Origin of the sequence: Exiguobacterium mexicanum, assembly GCF_005960665.1 — a bacterium.
GTDB classification, from domain to species: Bacteria; Bacillota; Bacilli; order Exiguobacteriales; family Exiguobacteriaceae; genus Exiguobacterium; species Exiguobacterium mexicanum_A.
This window is the reverse complement of the sequence record NZ_CP040676.1, coordinates 1,899,538-1,917,948: the sequence shown is the minus strand read 5'-3', so window position 1 is coordinate 1,917,948 and position 18,411 is coordinate 1,899,538. Positions and strand designations below refer to the sequence as shown.

The following is an 18,411-nucleotide window of genomic DNA, read 5'->3' as shown; positions in this document are numbered from 1 at the left end:
TTTGCTTATCTAAAACTGATAAATCAACCGTTGAAGAAATTGTGATTCAGTTACAATGCGTTTAAATTCCTCAAGGACCTGACGTTCTGCCTTATCTGCATTGATGCTATTAGCAGAGCATTCAGAGGCTCCCTTATTATGAAAGGTGCCGCATTTATAGTACCGATACGTTTTATTCGCACTTTTTGATTTGCCAGCAACTATTCCAGCACCGCACTGAGGGCAGCGAATAAGCTTGGTGAGAATATAAAAGGTTGATTTGATTGTATAGCTTTGTATGATCGAGCAGAGCGCTTCTGCTGTACCCTTTCCCATAAGTCTTCAGGAATGATTGCTTCATGTTCTCCTTCAACTATAATGGCATCTTTATTTTTACCTGAACGTCTCTTTTCTGCCCAATTCTCATATTGATTAAAGCGAACTTGCCCGATATAAACAGGATTATCCAAGACCCCTTTCAATGTACCGATAGAGAAGACGTTTCCTCTCTTTGTGGTGTATCCTTTCCGATTGAGAATACCTACAATCTTCTTGTAACCAAAACCTTGATCAGCGTATTCAAATATTTCTTTTACAATTCTCGCTTCAGCTTCATTTACTAATAGCTTCTTTTCCTTAGCGTAATATTTAAAGCATTGTCCACCATTCCATTTTTCTTCCTTAGCTCTTTGGGTCATTCCCATTTTAACCCTACCTACAATTTGCTCCCTCTCCATTTCAGCAAATGAGCTTAATACTGTATAAAACATCTTTCCATGGGGAGTCGTGGTGTCTATGTTTTCTGACAAACTTATGAGTTGTACGCCATGGCTACCTAAAGTTTCTACAATTTCGAGTGAATCCCGTGTTTTCCTAGCTAATCTGTCCAGCTTGTAAACAACAATTGCTTCAAATTTCTTCTGTTTGGCATCCTCTAATAAGCGCATCAAAGGGATTTTAGGTAGGATTGTTCACGACGGTTTGTCAAATTAAGCGCAACACTTCATCGTTGAATGCCTCGTGTGCTGTTCGCCAGCCGAGGCACTTCCTCGGCCGCCCGTTGATTTTGGCGAGCGCGTCCGCGAGTTCGCCGTCACCGACCTCTGCGAAGTCCGTTCCTTTCGGGAAGAACTCGCGGAGAAGACCGTTGACGTTTTCGTTGCTCCCTCGTTGCCAGGACGTGTACGGGTCGGCGAAATAGAGCGGCACGCCGAGGGTCGCCCGGACGCGCTCGTGGCAGCTGAACTCTTTGCCGCGGTCCGTCGTCGCCGTCCTGAACGCGCCCTCAGGGAAGGAGCCGTGGACCACTTGGATCGCCCCCTCCATCGAGGCCGCGCTACGGTCTGCAATCGGCAGGGCGATGTAGAACCGGCTCTTTCGTTCGATGAACGTCGCGACGCACGCCTTCGATTTCCCACGCCCGGACACCACGGTGTCGAGCTCCCAGTGGCCGAACGTCTCGCATGGGCGCACCTCTCTCGGGCGTTTGGCGATGGACAGCCCGACGTTGAATCGTCCGCGTGTCTCCATTGGTTTCTGACGCTTGCCTTTCTGGCGGAGCACGGTCGTCGGCACGTCGATCAGCCCTGAGTAGATCCAGCGATAGATGGTCGAGAAGGCGACTTCCCCGTCGAAGAGACGACCCACGATCTGTTGCCGCCCGCAGTTTCTCGGTGATCGTCAGACGCGTCGCCTCGTCGAGCTTCGTCTTGGCGCCGCAATTGGCCTTCATCTTCACATAGCGTTCCTGTGCGCGTCCCGATTCGTAGCCGGGGTTCCTTCTGATCTCCCGCGAGACGGTCGAGGGCTGTCGCCCGAGCCGTCTCGCGATGGACCGGATGGACATCCCGAGCTCCAGATAGGTCTCTATTTTCACGCGTTCTCGTGTGGTAAGATGGGTGTGGCTCATAGCGATTCCTCCGTCTGAATGTTTGTGTGGTAACTTCATTCTACACGGGGCTATCGCTATGGGCTTTTTTGCGTTCACGTTCGGGTGTTGCACTTAATTTTATAATTCATCACATATAAAAAATCGGTTAGAATGAGATATTACTATTTTTGTAAAATTGATTTATCCTTGATTGAAAGTCTTGTAGAATGAAAGTAGTAGAATAGTTATATTTTTGTCTTTTTGGGGGTGTAGGAATGATAGGGAAAATGTTAGATAACAAAAGGTCTGGCATTGTAGGAGATGCATTGAAACCATATTTTAAAAAAGATGCCAAGGTAGCGATCATGTCATCCTACTTTACGATATATGCATTCGAGGCTTTAAAGAAGGAATTAATGAAGGTGGAAGAGGTACGGTTTTTATTTATCGATCCCACCTTTACTTCAGAAAAACATACAAAAGGTACTACAGACATTGAAAAGTCAGGTCGAGAGAAAAGGTTATCTGGTTCAGAACTCGAAATTAAGATGCGGAATGAACTTACACAGGCGAAAATTGCTAAAGAATGTGCTGACTGGATAAGTTCAAAAGTAAAGATGAAATCTTTGACGGCACCATTAACACAGAATCGCCTGTTCCATATTGAAAATAAAGATGGTTCATCAGTGGCTATTCAAGGGAGCTCCGATTTTACCAGCAGTGGATTAGGCTATACATACTCGCCTAGTCTTCATATGAATTCACTAATGGATGAACCTCTATTAACAAAACAATATATCCAGTGGTTCAATGATGTGTGGAAGAACGATGCTATTGTTGAAGAGGTACAAGAGGAAGTGTTGGAAAGAATCGCAGCAATTTATGAAAATCACTCTCCAGAATTTCTTTACTATGTCACGCTATATAATATTTTCAGTGACTACCTGGAAGAATTCGATGAAGATGCGATTGTAAAATCAAAAACAGGCTTTAAAGACACTACGATATGGAATAAGCTTTATAAATTCCAAAAAGATGGTGTACTCGGAGCTATTGATAAATTGGAAAAGCATAACGGTTGTATCATTGCAGATAGTGTAGGTTTGGGGAAGACGTTCGAAGCCCTTGCAGTTATTAAGTATTACGAGTTGAGAAATGACAGAGTACTCGTTTTGTGCCCCAAAAAATTAAGAGAAAACTGGCTTATTTACACTCAAAATGATAAGAGAAATGTCCTCTCTACTGATCGCTTCAACTACGATGTGTTAAATCATACCGATTTGAGCCGTACAGGCGGTTTGTCAGGGGATATTAATTTGGCTGCTGTGAACTGGAGTAACTACGATTTAGTTGTTATTGATGAGTCACATAATTTCAGGAATAACCAGGCTAGAAATGACAGGGAAACTCGTTATTCCAGATTGATGAACCAAATCATTAAAGCAGGTGTTAAGACAAAGGTATTAATGCTATCAGCGACGCCTGTAAACAATAAAATGAATGATTTGAAAAACCAAGTTGCTTTTATTACGGAAGGTAATGATGAAGCACTTGAATCAGCAGGCATTGAAAGCATTGAACAAACATTAAGAAAGGCACAGCTTGCATTCAATAAATGGCTCAAGTTAGATGATGAAGACCGGAAGTCAGACACCCTACTTGAAATGTTAAACTTTGACTACTTCAAATTGCTTGATGCAGTAACTATTGCTCGTTCAAGAAAACATATTGAAAAATACTACAATATGTCGGAGATTGGGAAATTTCCAGAACGGTTGAAACCGAGAAATGTACATGCTGATATTGACGAGGACAATGAATTTCCTGAAATAAAGGAAGTCAATAGGCTCATTAACAGACTGAATTTAAGTGCCTATTCTCCATTAAAATATGTAATGCCTGAAAAGCAAGAGGAATACAGCCGAAAATATGATATGAAGGTAAAAGGTGGTTCAGTATTTAAGCAGATTGACCGTGAACGAAGTCTTGTCCATTTAATGAGGGTTAACTTGCTTAAACGGATGGAAAGCTCTATTCATTCATTTGGTATGACAGTAGCATCACTTTTAACAAAAATTGATGACTTGTTACTAAAGCTTGATAACATTCAACAATACTTGAATGCTGATATTAATATTAATGAAGTCGATATTGACGATGATGATGTTGAAAACATGCTAATAGGATCGAAGGTAAAAGTACTGCTCCAGGATATCGACCGCATTAAGTGGAAGCAAGATTTACAGGATGATAGAGAGAAACTTGAGCAGCTACTCATTGAATCAGCAAAAGTACAAGCTTCACGTGATGCCAAGTTGAATAAACTTAAATCAATGATTGACCAAAAGCTGCTCCATCCTATCAATGGAGAAAATAAAAAAATCATCATTTTCACAGCTTTTGCAGATACAGCAAGTTATTTGTATAAAGAGTTATCGCAATGGGTGTTGGAAAAGCATGGTGTTAACTCAGCTCTAGTCACTGGTTCTGGAGGCAACCAGACTACATTAAAAGGAATCCAGAAAGATTTAAATTCTATACTGACCAACTTTTCACCTGTTTCGAAGGAAAGAAACAAAGTTGATTCAAAAATACAGGATGAAATCGACATATTGATTGCAACTGACTGTATTTCAGAAGGTCAGAACCTGCAAGATTGTGATTATTTAATTAATTATGATATACACTGGAATCCAGTTCGAATAATCCAACGGTTTGGTCGAATCGATCGTTTAGGCTCTAAGAATGATGTTATCCAACTGGTGAACTTCTGGCCGAACATCGACCTTGATGAGTATATTAATTTGGAAGCACGTGTCAGCGGTAGAATGGTGCTCCTTGATATTTCAGCAACAGGTGAAGAGAATGTAATAGAATACGATGAAAAGAAGCAAATGAACGATTTGGAATATCGTAAAAAGCAATTGAAACAACTACAAGAAGAAGTAGTTGATTTAGAGGACATCTCTGGGGGAATCTCTATCACAGACTTGACTCTGAACGACTTTAAAATGGATTTACTTGATTATATGGACGCCAATAAGAAGAAAATTGAGACTGCTCCCTTGGGATTACATGCAGTTACATCGCTTCAGTTGGCTCCGTCTTCTGATACCGAACCAGGGGTAATATTCTGCATCAAACAACGCAATGCAGCAGCACAAGTAAAAGAAACAAGCGCACTATATCCATATTATCTTGTTTATATGAATACGGATGGAGAGGTGTTACTAGGACATTTAAAGACAAAGCAAATACTGGATATCTTCCGTAAAGTTGCTAATGGTCAAGGGGACGTGTTCAACGAGTTGATTCATCAGTTCAATCATGAAACAGAGGATATGAAGGACATGTCTTCTTACAAGTATCTATTAGACAAGGCAGTCGAATTTGTTCTTGGTATTGTAGAAGAGCAAGGCATGGAATCGTTGTTCAGTCTTGGGAATTCTAGTCTTTTACAGGACTCTAATACAACTTCGGAAGACTTTGAATTGATATCATTTTTAGTGATAAAGTAGGTGATGGAATGAGGGAATGGTTGATTAATCGTTTGCAGATACCTCAACGTGCTTTGCTAAACCGTAAGATACCAAAGAAAGCATTTTTTACACAAGCGGACCTTTCTACATCCGAGAAGGAAATGTTCACTTCCCAGATAGAGGGGATTTATCTATTAAGTGTTATGAATCAGCAGAGTATGAATATTCCAATCTACCAGGATGAAGAATTCCATTATGCAGAAGTGGTTTGGATATATGTCGAGCTAAGAATGACTAAAAATATAAACAGGATTATTGGGGCCGTTCATAAGTCTATTCTTAATCCAGTGGTATTAATCTTGTCATCACCAGAAGGTCAGATTCTTATGAGTACAAGCCATAAAAGGCTTAATAAAAATGACAAGACCAAAGTTGTTGTTGAACAACCTACCATTACCGACTGGTTTAACCCGAGTGAAGAAGATACCGCATATTCCAAATTACTGAACACATTGGTCGTTTCAAATTTATCTTTTGAAAACCTATATTGCATTTACGAGGATATTCATCAATGGATAAGATGTGAAGAATTGATTCAGTTGGTAGGGGCGATACCTTCCAGTTCAGAAAAGCGTGAGGCAGCAGTCAACATATTAAGTAATGTTCAAAAAAATCTCAAAGATGTCGAACAATTGCAGCTTGAGCAGAAAGGCCAAGTTGATTTTGGTGTAAAGATGGATTTGCACATGAAGATAAAGCGGCAAGAACAGCAAGTCAATATTCAATTACAGCAAATAAAGGAGTTGTGTTAATTGCAGAAGTTAGAAGGAAGAACATTTAATGTTGTTCAGGATAATATTGAAAAACTAAAAGAATTATTTCCAGAAATATTCACTGAGAACAAAGTTGATATTGATAAATTACGCCTTGCTCTTGGAGAAAATGTGGAAAAGGAAAAAGAACGGTATGAATTTACCTGGAATGGGAAAACGGAAGCAATTCAACTTTCTCAGAAGCAGACTACAGGTACACTAATCCCCAGCAAAGAAGAAAGTGTAAACTGGGATACAACACAAAACCTATACATTGAAGGAGACAACTTAGAGGTCCTTCGTGTCTTACAAAATTCATACCGAAATAAAGTAAAAATGATTTACATTGATCCACCGTATAATACAGGAAACGATTTTGTATATGAAGATGACTTTAGTGATAATATCAAAAACTATAAGAAAAATATTCAAGAAAATATGAAGTCAAATCCAGAAACAAATGGTCGCTACCATACAGATTGGTTAAATTTGATGTACCCACGTTTAAGGTTAGCAAGGAATTTATTAAGAGAAGATGGGTCTATCTTTATTTCGATAGATGATAATGAGTTAACTAACCTAAGAAAATTATGTGATGAAGTATTTGGAGAGGAAAACTTATTTGCACAAATTATTGTTCAATCAAATAAACGTGGTCAAACATATAAGCAAGTTTCTAAGACCCATGAATACCTATTGATTTATACCAAAAAGAACGAAACAGAATTCAATGAATTACCCAAAAGTGAAGAAAATAGTGATCTGAATTTAGAAGATAATATTGGGAAATTCAACATAAGGGAATTAAGAAATAGGAATCCTAAATTTGGTAAGTTTAATCGTCCTAACCTTTTTTATCCTTTTTATGTAAATACTAAAAATTTGGATAAAGATGGATTTTATCCTGTTTCTCTTGAGAAAAGTGACGAATACAATATAGAAGTCTACCCTTTTAATTCAAGTGGAATAGAAAGTTGCTGGAGATGGGGCAAGACGCTTTCTAATGATAATATCCAAACTAATACCTTAATGAGTAATTTAGTAGCAAAAAGGAAAAATGATGGTAATTACAACATTTATGAAAAATATAGAAAGTCAACTTACAAACCTAAGTCAATTTGGGATGATATCGGATTCATAACAGAAAAAGGTACAGTAGAGCTAGGTAAAATCGGTTTATCTTCTTATTTTGATTTTCCAAAGCCGATTGATCTATTAAAACAAGCTTTATTAATTGGTACTAATAAGGATGACATAATATTAGATTTCTTTTCAGGTTCAGGAACCACTGCTCATGCAGTTATGCAATTGAATTCAGAGGATGAAGGAAATAGGAGATTTATTATGGTCCAATTACCTGAATTAATGGATGAAAAATCTGTTGCATTTAAAGATGGCTTTAAAAATATTTGCGATGTTGGTAAGGAAAGGATTCGTCGTGCTGGTGGAAAGATTGTGGAGGAAAATAAAGATAAGAAAGGAATTGAAAATCTTGACATTGGCTTCAGGGTGTTTAAGCTTGACGAAACAAACTTAAAACTATGGGACGAAGAGTCGATAAATCTGGAAAAAAATTTATTAGACCTAGTTGAGCCAGTAAAAGAGGGACGAAGTCAAGAGGATGTTGTGTATGAAATTCTACTTAAATATGGTATTGAATTAACAGTTCCTATTGAAGAAACAAAGATTGCTGGAAAGAATATTTATTTTGTAGGTATGGGATATTTACTCATCTGTTTAGAAAGGGATTTAACATTGGAACACATTGAAGAAATGGCCAAACAAAAACCAGCACGAATTGTATTTTATGATGAAGGGTTTAAAGATGATACTGTTCGTACAAATGCTCAGCAAATCCTTAAGCGATATGGTGTAGAAGATATTCGTGTGATATAAAAGGAGTGGTAACATGAAAATTAAGTTCGATGAACAACAGTATCAGCTTGATGCCATTCAATCGATCACTGATATTTTTGAAGGCCAAACGGTAAAAGTATCTAACTTTACCGTAAGCATGGGTGATATTGTTGGGCAAGAAATAACAGAGCTTGGGATCGGAAACAAGCTGGAATTGTCCGAAGCAGAAGTTCTTGAAAATGTTCAGAAGGTACAGGTGAGAAACCATCTTAAAAAGAGCACTACTATACAAGACTGGAATTTTACAGTCGAAATGGAAACGGGAACGGGAAAAACATACGTTTATACCAGAAGTATTTTTGAGCTGAATAAACTATATGGTTTTTCAAAATTTATTATTGTTGTGCCAAGTGTTGCTATTCGTGAAGGTGTATATAAATCGTTTCAGATGACTGAGGAGCATTTTGCAAACGAGTACCCTGGGCAGCATTGTCACTACTTTAAATATGATTCATCCAAACTGGAGCAGGTTCGTGAATATGCAACAAGCACCAATATTGAAGTAATGATTATTAATATTGATGCCTTTAAGAAAAGCTTTGATGACCCAGAAAAAGAAAACAAGGCTAACCTTATCCACCGTGAAAGAGACACAATGAACGGGAAAAAACCTATTCAATTTATTCAAGAAACAAACCCTATCGTTATTATTGATGAACCGCAAAGTGTTGATAACACGGATAAAGCAAAGGAAGCTATTGCTTCTTTAAATCCACTTTGTAAATTGAGGTATTCTGCTACCCATAGGGACACATACAATCTAATGTACAAGCTAGACCCTGTTGATGCTTATGAGAAAAAGCTCGTTAAGAAAATTGAAGTACTATCCGTCAATTCTGATGAGGATTTTAACGATCCATATATTAAGCTAGTCAGTGTCTCTAACAAAAGTGGATACAAAGCCACTGTTGAAATAGACGAGAAAAAGAAAAATGGTACTGTCACCAAAGTGAAAAAAGAAATAAATCCTAACAATAAAAACAATTTATATTTAATATCTGGTGAGAGGGAACTCTACCGTGGTTATATTGTAGAAGGTATCGACTGTTATCCTGGAAACGAAATAGTTGAATTCGAAAATGGAAAGGTACTGAAACTTGGAGAATCGATCGGTGGTATCGATGATGACTTACTCAAGAGATATCAAATAAGAGAAGCGATCCGCACACACTTAGATAAAGAAAAAAGACTTGTCCACCAAGGAATCAAAGTACTTACTCTTTTCTTTATAGACAAAGTAGAGAACTATCGAGTTTATCCAAAAGGACAACCTTGGCAAAAAGGAAAGTATGCCGAGATTTTTGAAGAAGAGTATGATTCCCTTATTAAGTTACCTAAATATCGCTCGCTCTTTGAAGAAGACCAATATATTTCAAACCAGAGTGCAGATGAAGTTCATGACGGATACTTTTCTCGGGATAAGAGTGGAAACTATAAAGACAGTAAAGTTGCGAAAGATGGCAGCCTGCGGTCGAATAAAGATGATGAATCAGCATTTGAACTCATCATGAAGGAAAAAGAAAAGCTACTAAGCTTTGAGACGCCGTTGCGATTTATCTTTTCCCACTCTGCCCTTAAAGAAGGATGGGATAACCCAAATGTCTTCCAAATATGCACTTTAGTTGAAACCAAGGACCCTTTCACTAAGCGGCAAAAAATTGGTCGTGGCTTGCGCTTATCTGTAAATCAAGATGGACAAAGACAGTATGACGAGAATATTAATGTTCTTACAGTAATAGCAAATGAATCGTACCAACAATTTGCTGAATCACTTCAGAAGGAAATGGAAGATGAGACAGGTGTTAAGTTTGGATATCTTGAAGAACAATCCTTCTCTACCATTACTCTGACAGATGAGGTGACTGGAGAGTCCAAGGAAATAGGCTACGACTATTCAGCCAAAGTGTATTCCTTCCTTGTTAAAGAGAAATTCCTTGATAAAAAAGGAAAGGTTGAAAACAAGCTGAAGGAAGCAATAGCAAATGAAACTTTCGATGTTCCAGATGAATTTAAGGAAATAAAGCAGGATATTGAAAGGGTCATAAGAAATTCCATTAAGAAGCTGCCGATCTTCAATAAGAAAGACGAAGTGGATATTAAGCTTAATAAAGAAGTTCTCTTAAGCGACGAGTTTAATCAACTATGGAACCAAATAAAATACAAGACTACTTATTCGGTAGATTTGGATTCCGATACACTTAAGAGCCGATGTATAGTTGAAATACAAAAGCTGGACGTATTTAAGGCTAGGAAAATTAAACGAGAAAATGCCCTATTGAAAGTGGACCAATCAGGTGTGTCTGGAGAAGGGCAGACAATGCGTGTATACGAAGCGCTGGAAGAGAAACGACGTCTGCCAGACATTCTGCGTTATTTACAGGAACAGACCAACCTTAAAAGACGTACACTTGTGGACATCTTAATTGGCTCCAAACGCTTGAAAGACTTTGAGAAAAATCCACAAGCATTCATGGAAGCTGTTATGAAAATCATTAACAGAGAAAAGAAGAAGTTAATTGTTGATGGCATTAAATATGAGCGTATAGGTGACCATGCATTTTATCAACAATCTTTATTCGAGCATCAAGAGCTTGTCGGTTATATGAAGGCAAATGCTATTGAAGTGTCCAATGATAAGTCAGTCTATAACTATATTCGCTATGATTCCAGTGTAGAGCGAGCATTTGCAGAAAAGCTTAACAGTGATGAAGACGTTAAGTTATTTGTTAAGCTTCCTTCATCATTCGTAATAGATACACCACTGGGCAATTACAACCCTGACTGGGCAGTATTGGTTGAAAAAGAGGGGGTAGAAACTTTATTCTTCGTTGTTGAAACAAAGGGGAGCACTGACCAGGAGGATCTTCGATTAAAAGAAGATGGAAAAATCACATGTGGTCGGAAGCACTTTGCTGCATTGGAGAACGGGGTCACATACAAGCTCGCTAACAGCTATGAAAAATTCAAAACGGGAATATAGACCCATCTTTTCCCCTTGCATTATCTGTACCTAATGGTTCTACTCAAATTAACAGACGGGATAAACACAATACACTCTGTTTGTAATTTGACTAAAAGGTGCGGATAATATGAAGAGCAATTTATGCCATGGTTTCATGTATGAAACAGAAGGAGAACTCCGAGCGCTAGTGGGTATAGAGGAATACCTGGACATGGAGTTTAATAAAGGTAATGGCGACTGGGAACCAGATTGGGATGATGACAGCGACGATTACGAGTTGCCGTCATCATTAGCAATGGACGTCTATTGTAAACGGAAAGCCGAAGGCCTAACACAAAGAGCGCTAGCTCGGAAACTAGGGATTGGTCTAGAAACCTTATCAAAGATTGAAAATGGTCATGAGAACCTTCGAATAAAAGTGAAAATGAAAATCGACGAATATTTAAATGAAGAATGATGTTTGTAATTAACTACTTCAGAAGAGCAGCCAATGAATAGCTATATTTAGGCTGCTCTTTTATTTATTATATAGTCACAGTAACGGAGGGAGAAAAGAATGAGCACTAGAACAAAAGAAGAAGTTGAAAACTATGTGGAAGGACAATGCAAAGGCAATGTTATACATTCTAAGCCAGAGCAATCATATAATGACTTGGGCTTTGAAGTCACCGTGTGGAATGTAAAAACAGATGAAGATGGATCTTGGTGGGTGGTTGAAGGTGAAGGTTTACCAATGAATTTATATCCTCAAGACCAAGCATATTATTTTTCAACGGATGAAGCTTACTCCTTTCACTTAGGTTTAATGACTAGATTATTAAATGATGACAGTAAAGAGCCGTCAAAAAAAATTCAAGAAATTGAAACAGGAATAGAAATATCTATTGCTGTAAGAAGAAAGCTCACACAAGCCGCAGCAGTATTAAATAATGCCATTGAATCAGAAGAGATACAGTCAGTAGGAATGATTTGTCGAGAAGCATTAATTGTGCTTGGTCATAACATATTTTCTGAAGAATTCTTACAAGACGGAGAAGAAGAACCCAAACGAAGTGACTTTAAAAATAGGAGTAGGATTGCAATCAGTGGTCTATTGCCAGGTGGGGAAAATTCAGATTTGAGAGACCATTTAAGGAAAATTTCTTATTCGGCCTGGGATTTTGCAAACAAAATTACCCATTCTGATACTAGGACCATATATGAAGCTTCTATATGTTTAACTTTATGTACCGCAGTAGCATCATCTTTTGAAAATCTTTTAGCTAAGCAAGATGATCCATTTGGTAATCATCGATGTAAGAAGTGTGGCAGTAGAAACTTTGAAATATATAGTCCTGATGGAGAACAAAGAGATACGGAGGAATTGTTAATTGTTTGTGAGGTTTGTAAGTATGGACAATTAGTCACAGTAGACTAGTAGGATAATATTTTAATGAAAGGGGTCCAGACAATGTACGAAGATTTTTTGAAAGATGTATTAGAAGATGCTACTTCCAAGGAAAAAGAAGAAAGATACTCTTTGTCAAAGCTCATTTTTATGTCATGGATAAGTAAAAAACTTAAAGAGTACGAACAAGAACAGTTTGAGGAACAATTAACCAAGACTTTAGAAAACCTAGGAAAGTATGATTTGGTTGAAGACGATGATATAAATGATTTACTTTTTTTATTTGGATACAAAATGCGGGAAGACCTTCGATTAGAGGGGGTAGGATTTAATAACAGGTTAGCTCAACATTATGGTCTAGAGTTTTATTACTTGGAACTACTAGAAATATTGAGTAGGGAGTTAGGAGAACTATTTTCTAAAAAAATAAATGAAAATAAAGAAAAGGCTTTAGCAGATTTTTTATTTCACCAACATATCCGTGCCTGCTCTATATACTCTGAAATAATATATTTAATCAAAGGTGGATTTGGAACAGGTGCAATTACAAGGTTTCGGTCCTACATGAATTAGCTGTAATAAGTGAATTTATTGTACAGAATGGTGAAGATGCAGCAGAAAGCTATTTTGATTATTTACCTGTTATGCAAATGAAGGACCTGATGTTTCAAGAAAGACTTGTAGGTGAGAGCCTTGATGACGAAACAGTTAAGAAAGAATTAAGGGTGCATTTACGTGAAATAACGGAGAAAAGAGGAAAAGATTTCACTAACTTGAAAGAGAGAAGTGACTACATATGGGCAAAGAAGTATTTGAAGAACGGACAAAATGCTTCATTTAACCAGATTTGAAAAAGTATTAACAGACAGCATGGTTTGAAGCCATATAAAATTGCATCGAATAACATCCATTCTGCACCTAAATCTATAGTATCATCACTCAGTACATCTAGTGGATCCTTTGGAAGCGGTGCAAGTAATATAGGGATTAGTCTTGCAGGTACCTGAGGGACATATGAAATGATTCAGATGAACAGACTTGTCTTTAGTCAGCTAATACAAGAGAATGAAAGTGAGATTGTTGAACAAATGCAAGGAATGTTTATTATGAAGATGGTGGATCATTTATCTAATCTATTGTATGAGAATTTTCCTGATAAAGAAGACCAGTTGTTAGTGGATAAGGAGCAGTAAGAATATCATCAAACTTATGCATCCTTACTGCTCAATATTAGACTAGTTTACCCTATCCAACGTTACGGTGAACCGTATCATAAATAAATGAGGTTTAAAAATCATTAACAATATCAAATTTAAGGTGGATTTGGTGTCTTACTAAATTAATTTAATATTTTAAACTTGAGAGATATTAATAAATTTTTAGATATATCTTTCATTTTTTCTCAATTCAAACTATATATATTTATTTATGATGAATTATAAAATTAAGTGCAACACCCGAACGTGAACACAAAAAAGCCCATAGCGACGGCCTCGTGTAGAATGAAGTCACCACAACACACATTCAGACGGAGGAATCGCTATGAGCTACACCCATCTTACCACAGCCGAACGCGTGAAAATAGAGACCTACCTGGAGCTCGGGATATCCGTACGGTCCATCGCGAGACGGCTCGGGCGACAGCCCTCGACCGTCTCGCGGGAAATCAGACGGAACCCCGGCTACACGGCCGAACGCGCACAGGAACGCTACGCCAAGGCGAAGAGCAACTGCGGCGCCAAGACGAAGCTCGACGACACGATGCGCCAGACGATCATCGAGAAACTGAGGGCGACCTGGTCCCCGGAAAAGATCGTGGGTCGTCTCTTCGACGGCAGAATCGCCTTCTCGACCATCTATCGTTGGATCTACGCGGGGCTGATCGACGTGCCGGCGACGCGCTCCGCCAGAAGGGAAAGCGCCAAAAGCCGGTGGAGACACGGGGACGATTCAACATCGGGCTGTCCATCGCCAAACGTCCGAGAGAGGTGCGCACAATCAAGACGTTCGGCCATTGGGAGCTCGACACCGTCGTGTCCGGACGTGGGAAGTCGAGGGCCTGCGTCGCGACGTTCATCGAACGAAAGAGCCGGTTCTACATCGCCCTGCCGATCACCGACCGCAGCGCGGCCTCGATGGAGGAGGCGATCCATGCGGTACATGGCGCCTTCCCGGAAGGCACGTTCAGGACCGCGACGACGGACCGGGGCAAGGAGTTCAGCTGTCACGAGCGCGTCCGGGCGATCCTCGGCGTACCGATGTATTTCGCCGACCCCTACTCGTTCTGGCAACGTGGGAGCAACGAGAACGCCAACGGTCTTCTCCGCGAGTTCTTCCCAAAGGGTTCGGACTTCTCAAAGGTCGTTGAGGGCGAACTCGCGGACGCGCTCGCCAAGATCAACGGGCGGCCGAGGAAATGTCTCGGCTGGAAAACGGCACACGAGGTCTTCACCGAGGAAGTGTTGCGCTTAATTTGACAAACCGTCAATTAAATAATACGGTAAACAATTAATTCAGGAGATAGAACTATCTGGAAATTGGTCTATTAGTGAAGAAATGATTAATCATAAAATGGAGTTTTTGTCGCGCATAAAAGTAGAACCCGAAGAAGAATCCTTAAATTTTACTTGGGGAGCTGAGTTGATTCCCGAAAAAACAATAGATAGAAACGAATTAGTTCTTTCGGTTTCGGTCGGTGGAACTTACGATATTGTTGAGAAGTATGCCATACATGCACATCCAAATGATTACCCATACAAAAAACAAACTAAATATATAACATTCAGATATCCAGATGGGGGTAAAAAGAAGGTAGTATATGAAATTGTTGAGACACTCGAAATAGATATTACTAATTGGGAAAGTGTATTTGCTGAGAGAGTTTTTGCTGAAAATGTGGAAGAACGTTTAAGCAGTTATATTCTTGAGAGAATGAAAGAATTTAATTATGAAAAGAATATACCTTATAAATATTATATATTAAACAAGATAATCGAACTAAATAATAATACCAGACCATTAAAAAATAACGCGGGTGGTTGGTATTATAAATTAGAAGACTTGTTGAGCACAGAAGATATAATACATACAACACGATTTAAATAAATTTATTATTGAAAAGGTGATGTTGCAAGGAGAAGATAAGGTGTGTTTTCTAATCAAGAGCAATATATTCTCTAAGAAAATCTGGGAGGTAAGTTATCCAATCGATGTGTTTTTGGAAATGGTTGTAGATTTTGGAGAAGGTGTCTAGGAGTTTGTTGATCACCTCTCCTAGAGAAGTTAATTCTCTGAAAAATAATGATAGGAGAAAATTCAATGCCTAAATATAACAAACTGATCCGAGACCGTATTCCTGAAATCATCCATGAAGCAGGACAAATTCCTGTCGTCAAACACTTGAATCAAGCTGAACATTTCGAACAGGCCCGCTTGAAACTTCACGAGGAAATCAAAGAGTACGAAGAGACGAATATCGATGAAGAATCACTCGAAGAACTTGCTGACATTCTGGAACTCGTCTATACGCTCGGAAAGATGCATGGTGCGAGCTTCGAAGAGTTAAATCGCATCCGTGAGGAGAAGCGTGAGAAGCGAGGCGGCTTCGAAAAAGGTCTCTTCTTGGAAGAGGTCCTTGATCATGAGTGAGTTACGTCTTCATACGAGCCATTTACGAATTCCATTACAACACCAAATCAATGCGGCGACTGAAATCTATATGGTCGTCGCGTTTGCGCAAGTATCGGGTGTTCAAGAACTCGTCGCTTCACTTAAGCAAGCAGTCCATCGCGGTGCCCAAGTCCGTATTCTGATTGGAGATTATCTCTATTTGACGAACCCGGACGCGCTTGAAATGTTAATGAACATTCAAGGCGTGGAACTACGACTCTATCGATCGAAAGGCCAGTCATTTCACCCGAAGGCATATTTGTTCCGAACACAAGATGGAGGGACGTTCTTTGTCGGCTCGTCCAATCTGTCGCATAGCGCCTTGAATCGAGGTGTCGAATGGAATGTCGAGATACCGGCGAGCATCTCGGAGGACGTGTTTGAACAGTCAGTCGATTCATTTCATGAGCTCTTCTATAGTGACTACGCTCAAATCATGAATACCGTCTCGCTGCAGCCCTATCGTGAAGAATATATGGCCCGGCAAAATCGGGTGAAGGAAGCCGAACAAATCGCAGCGCCGGCCCCGGTCTATATCGAGGACGATACAATCACACCAAACACTGTGCAAGACGCTGCTTTAAAGGCGTTACGCGAGACGATGGACGAGGGTAGACGGAAAGCGATGCTCGTGCTCGCTACAGGGCTAGGAAAGACGTACTTGAGCGCCTTCTTCGCGCGCCAGTTCAAACGAGTGCTCTTCATTGCCCATCAAAAAGAGATTTTGCTTCAAGCTGAGGTATCGTATAAGAAAGTCGCAAGCGAATGGAAGACGGGATTATTGCTTGGCGGTGACTCAAGAGATGAGGAATCGGCAGATGTCTTATTCGCCTCGATTCAAACATTGGCCTCGAAACATCGGATGCAACAGTTCACACCAGATCAGTTCGATTTGATTGTCGTCGACGAATTCCACCATTCGGCGGCACCATCCTATCGGCGTGTCCTTGATTACTTCGAGCCGAAATTCTTGCTCGGATTGACGGCGACGCCCGATCGATTGGACGGGGGAGACGTCTACGCCTTGTGTGATGACAATGTCGCGTATCAGATGCACTTCACTGAAGCAATCGAAGAGTCGTATTTGACACCGTTCCATTATGTCGGTGTTTATGATGAAATTGACTATTCGCAGATTCGACTGATCAACGGTCGTCGCTATGATCAGGACGAACTGTTGGCGGAGCAGTTGAAGGAAAGCGTCGCTCAAAAAATCTTTGATGCCTGGCGGATGCATCATCAGACCAGAGCTCTTGGCTTCTGTTCGTCGGTCACTCAGGCTGAATACTTGGCCGACTATTTCCGTCTGCAAGGTGTTCAAGCCGTAGCTTTACATAGTCAGGCAGAATATGATCGTGCTGATGTGATGCGTCAATTGAAGCAAGGCCATCTCGATATTATCTTCGCAGTCAACTTGTTCAATGAAGGTGTCGATATCCCGGAAATTGATACATTATTGTTCTGCCGCCCGACCGAATCGTTGACTGTCTTCACGCAACAGATTGGTCGTGGATTACGTCTATTGAGTGGGAAGACGCACTGCACCATCATCGATTTGATTGGGAACTATAAGAACATCGATAAAAAGTTGGCGCTGTTGACGACGAAGCGGCAACCGATTGTCAAAGCACTTCCTACAGATGTGGATTTACCAGGCGAATGTACCATCGAATTTGATTTACATGCCATCGATTTATTGAAGCGAATGGTCACCCGTTCTTCGACACGGCGACAACAGTTGGAGCGGAACTACTTCATGGTGAAAGAAGAACTCGGAAGACGGCCGAGTTATCTAGAGTTGATTCAACGAGGCGAATACTCGATGGATGCCTATCGTTCTGAATGGAAGAAAGATGGAGGGTTTTACGGGTTCCTCAATCGGATGGGGGAGCTGGATGAGGAAGAGAGTAACCTGTTTGAAGAGGTGAAGTCGCTATTGCTTGAAGTAGAATACACAGACATGACGAAGAGCTATAAGATGATTGTGTTATCCATCATGTTAAGTCGTGGGGTCGCGGGATGGCTTCAACCACTCTCAGCTAGCGAGGCGGCTCGTCCATTCTATGAGTTCATCAATGAATTCCCATATCGTCAGCAGATTGACGGACAGACGAAAGACTTCCAATCCCCGTTCCATCAACAAAAGATTGAAAAGTTACTGTTGCGGATGCCATTTGATAAAATAGCTAAAGGACCGTTCTTCGTATCAGAGGAGTCATTACACATCGAGCATAATGAAGCATTTGCTCATCCTTTAGTTTACGAATGGATCAGTCAAATCGTTGAAGTGCGGCTACATCACTACTTCAGTCGTAAGGCTTCAGAATGAGGGTGGC

General features: G+C 39.9%; 14 protein-coding genes and 2 pseudogenes. 13 read left to right on the top strand and 3 right to left on the bottom strand.

From position 1 onward, the window contains the following. Positions 1–9: 9 nt before the first annotated feature. From FED52_RS14065 to FED52_RS10225, 3 genes and pseudogenes are all read right to left on the bottom strand, one after another. Positions 10–315 (bottom strand): recombinase zinc ribbon domain-containing protein, encoded by a 306-nt coding sequence (locus FED52_RS14065; RefSeq protein WP_138859799.1) that lies wholly within the window; start codon positions 313–315, stop codon positions 10–12. Beyond that, positions 201–926 (bottom strand): recombinase family protein, encoded by a 726-nt coding sequence (locus FED52_RS10230; protein ID WP_138859798.1) that lies wholly within the window; start codon positions 924–926, stop codon positions 201–203. The genes FED52_RS14065 and FED52_RS10230 overlap by 115 nt, the downstream gene beginning before the upstream one ends. A 37-nt stretch (positions 927–963) precedes the next feature. Beyond that, a pseudogene (locus FED52_RS10225) lies at positions 964–1,888 on the bottom strand (IS30 family transposase). 236 nt (positions 1,889–2,124) lie between these two features. On the opposite strand from FED52_RS10225, the gene FED52_RS10220 reads away from it, so the two are divergent. The 13 genes and pseudogenes from FED52_RS10220 (at position 2,125) to FED52_RS10165 (ending at position 18,404) form a co-directional block, all read left to right on the top strand. Further along, positions 2,125–5,367 carry a helicase-related protein gene (locus tag FED52_RS10220; RefSeq protein WP_138859797.1) on the top strand — a complete coding sequence of 1,081 codons (3,243 nt, stop codon included), beginning with the start codon at positions 2,125–2,127 and terminating at the stop codon, positions 5,365–5,367. Positions 5,368–5,387: 20 nt separating this feature from the next. Next, on the top strand, positions 5,388–6,140 hold the full coding sequence (locus FED52_RS10215) for a DUF4391 domain-containing protein (protein ID WP_167491832.1): 753 nt from the start codon (positions 5,388–5,390) through the stop codon (positions 6,138–6,140). After that, positions 6,141–8,036, top strand: a complete 1,896-nt coding sequence (locus tag FED52_RS10210; RefSeq protein WP_138859795.1) for a site-specific DNA-methyltransferase — start codon at positions 6,141–6,143, stop codon at positions 8,034–8,036. 13 nt (positions 8,037–8,049) lie between these two features. Further along, positions 8,050–11,037, top strand: a complete 2,988-nt coding sequence (locus tag FED52_RS10205) for a type III restriction-modification system endonuclease (RefSeq protein WP_138859794.1) — start codon at positions 8,050–8,052, stop codon at positions 11,035–11,037. Between the two features lie 109 nt (positions 11,038–11,146). Next, positions 11,147–11,476 carry a helix-turn-helix domain-containing protein gene (locus tag FED52_RS13940; RefSeq protein WP_205729341.1) on the top strand — a complete coding sequence of 110 codons (330 nt, stop codon included), beginning with the start codon at positions 11,147–11,149 and terminating at the stop codon, positions 11,474–11,476. A gap of 99 nt (positions 11,477–11,575) precedes the next feature. Next, the gene (locus tag FED52_RS10195; RefSeq protein WP_205729340.1) at positions 11,576–12,436 is read left to right on the top strand and encodes a hypothetical protein; all 861 of its coding nucleotides are present in this window, start codon (positions 11,576–11,578) and stop codon (positions 12,434–12,436) included. 33 nt (positions 12,437–12,469) lie between these two features. Beyond that, positions 12,470–12,979, top strand: coding sequence for a hypothetical protein (locus tag FED52_RS10190; RefSeq protein ID WP_138859793.1), 510 nt, complete (start codon positions 12,470–12,472; stop codon positions 12,977–12,979). 89 nt (positions 12,980–13,068) lie between these two features. After that, a complete protein-coding gene (locus FED52_RS10185; protein ID WP_138859792.1) occupies positions 13,069–13,257 on the top strand; it encodes a hypothetical protein in 189 nt (62 codons plus the stop codon). A 168-nt stretch (positions 13,258–13,425) separates the two neighbouring features. Continuing rightward, entirely contained in the window at positions 13,426–13,599 is a 174-nt protein-coding gene (locus tag FED52_RS13890) for a hypothetical protein (RefSeq protein WP_167491830.1), read from the top strand. 349 nt (positions 13,600–13,948) lie between these two features. Beyond that, positions 13,949–14,883 (top strand): annotated as a pseudogene (locus tag FED52_RS10180) (IS30 family transposase). Positions 14,884–14,962: 79 nt separating this feature from the next. Then, positions 14,963–15,511: a hypothetical protein gene (locus tag FED52_RS10175; RefSeq protein ID WP_138859791.1), complete on the top strand. Its 549-nt coding sequence runs from the start codon at positions 14,963–14,965 to the stop codon at positions 15,509–15,511. Between the two features lie 213 nt (positions 15,512–15,724). Next, a complete protein-coding gene (locus FED52_RS10170) occupies positions 15,725–16,054 on the top strand; it encodes a nucleoside triphosphate pyrophosphohydrolase (RefSeq protein WP_138859790.1) in 330 nt (109 codons plus the stop codon). Further along, entirely contained in the window at positions 16,047–18,404 is a 2,358-nt protein-coding gene (locus tag FED52_RS10165; RefSeq protein ID WP_138859789.1) for a DEAD/DEAH box helicase family protein, read from the top strand. Before FED52_RS10170 ends, FED52_RS10165 begins: the two co-directional genes overlap by 8 nt. Positions 18,405–18,411 lie beyond the last annotated feature (7 nt).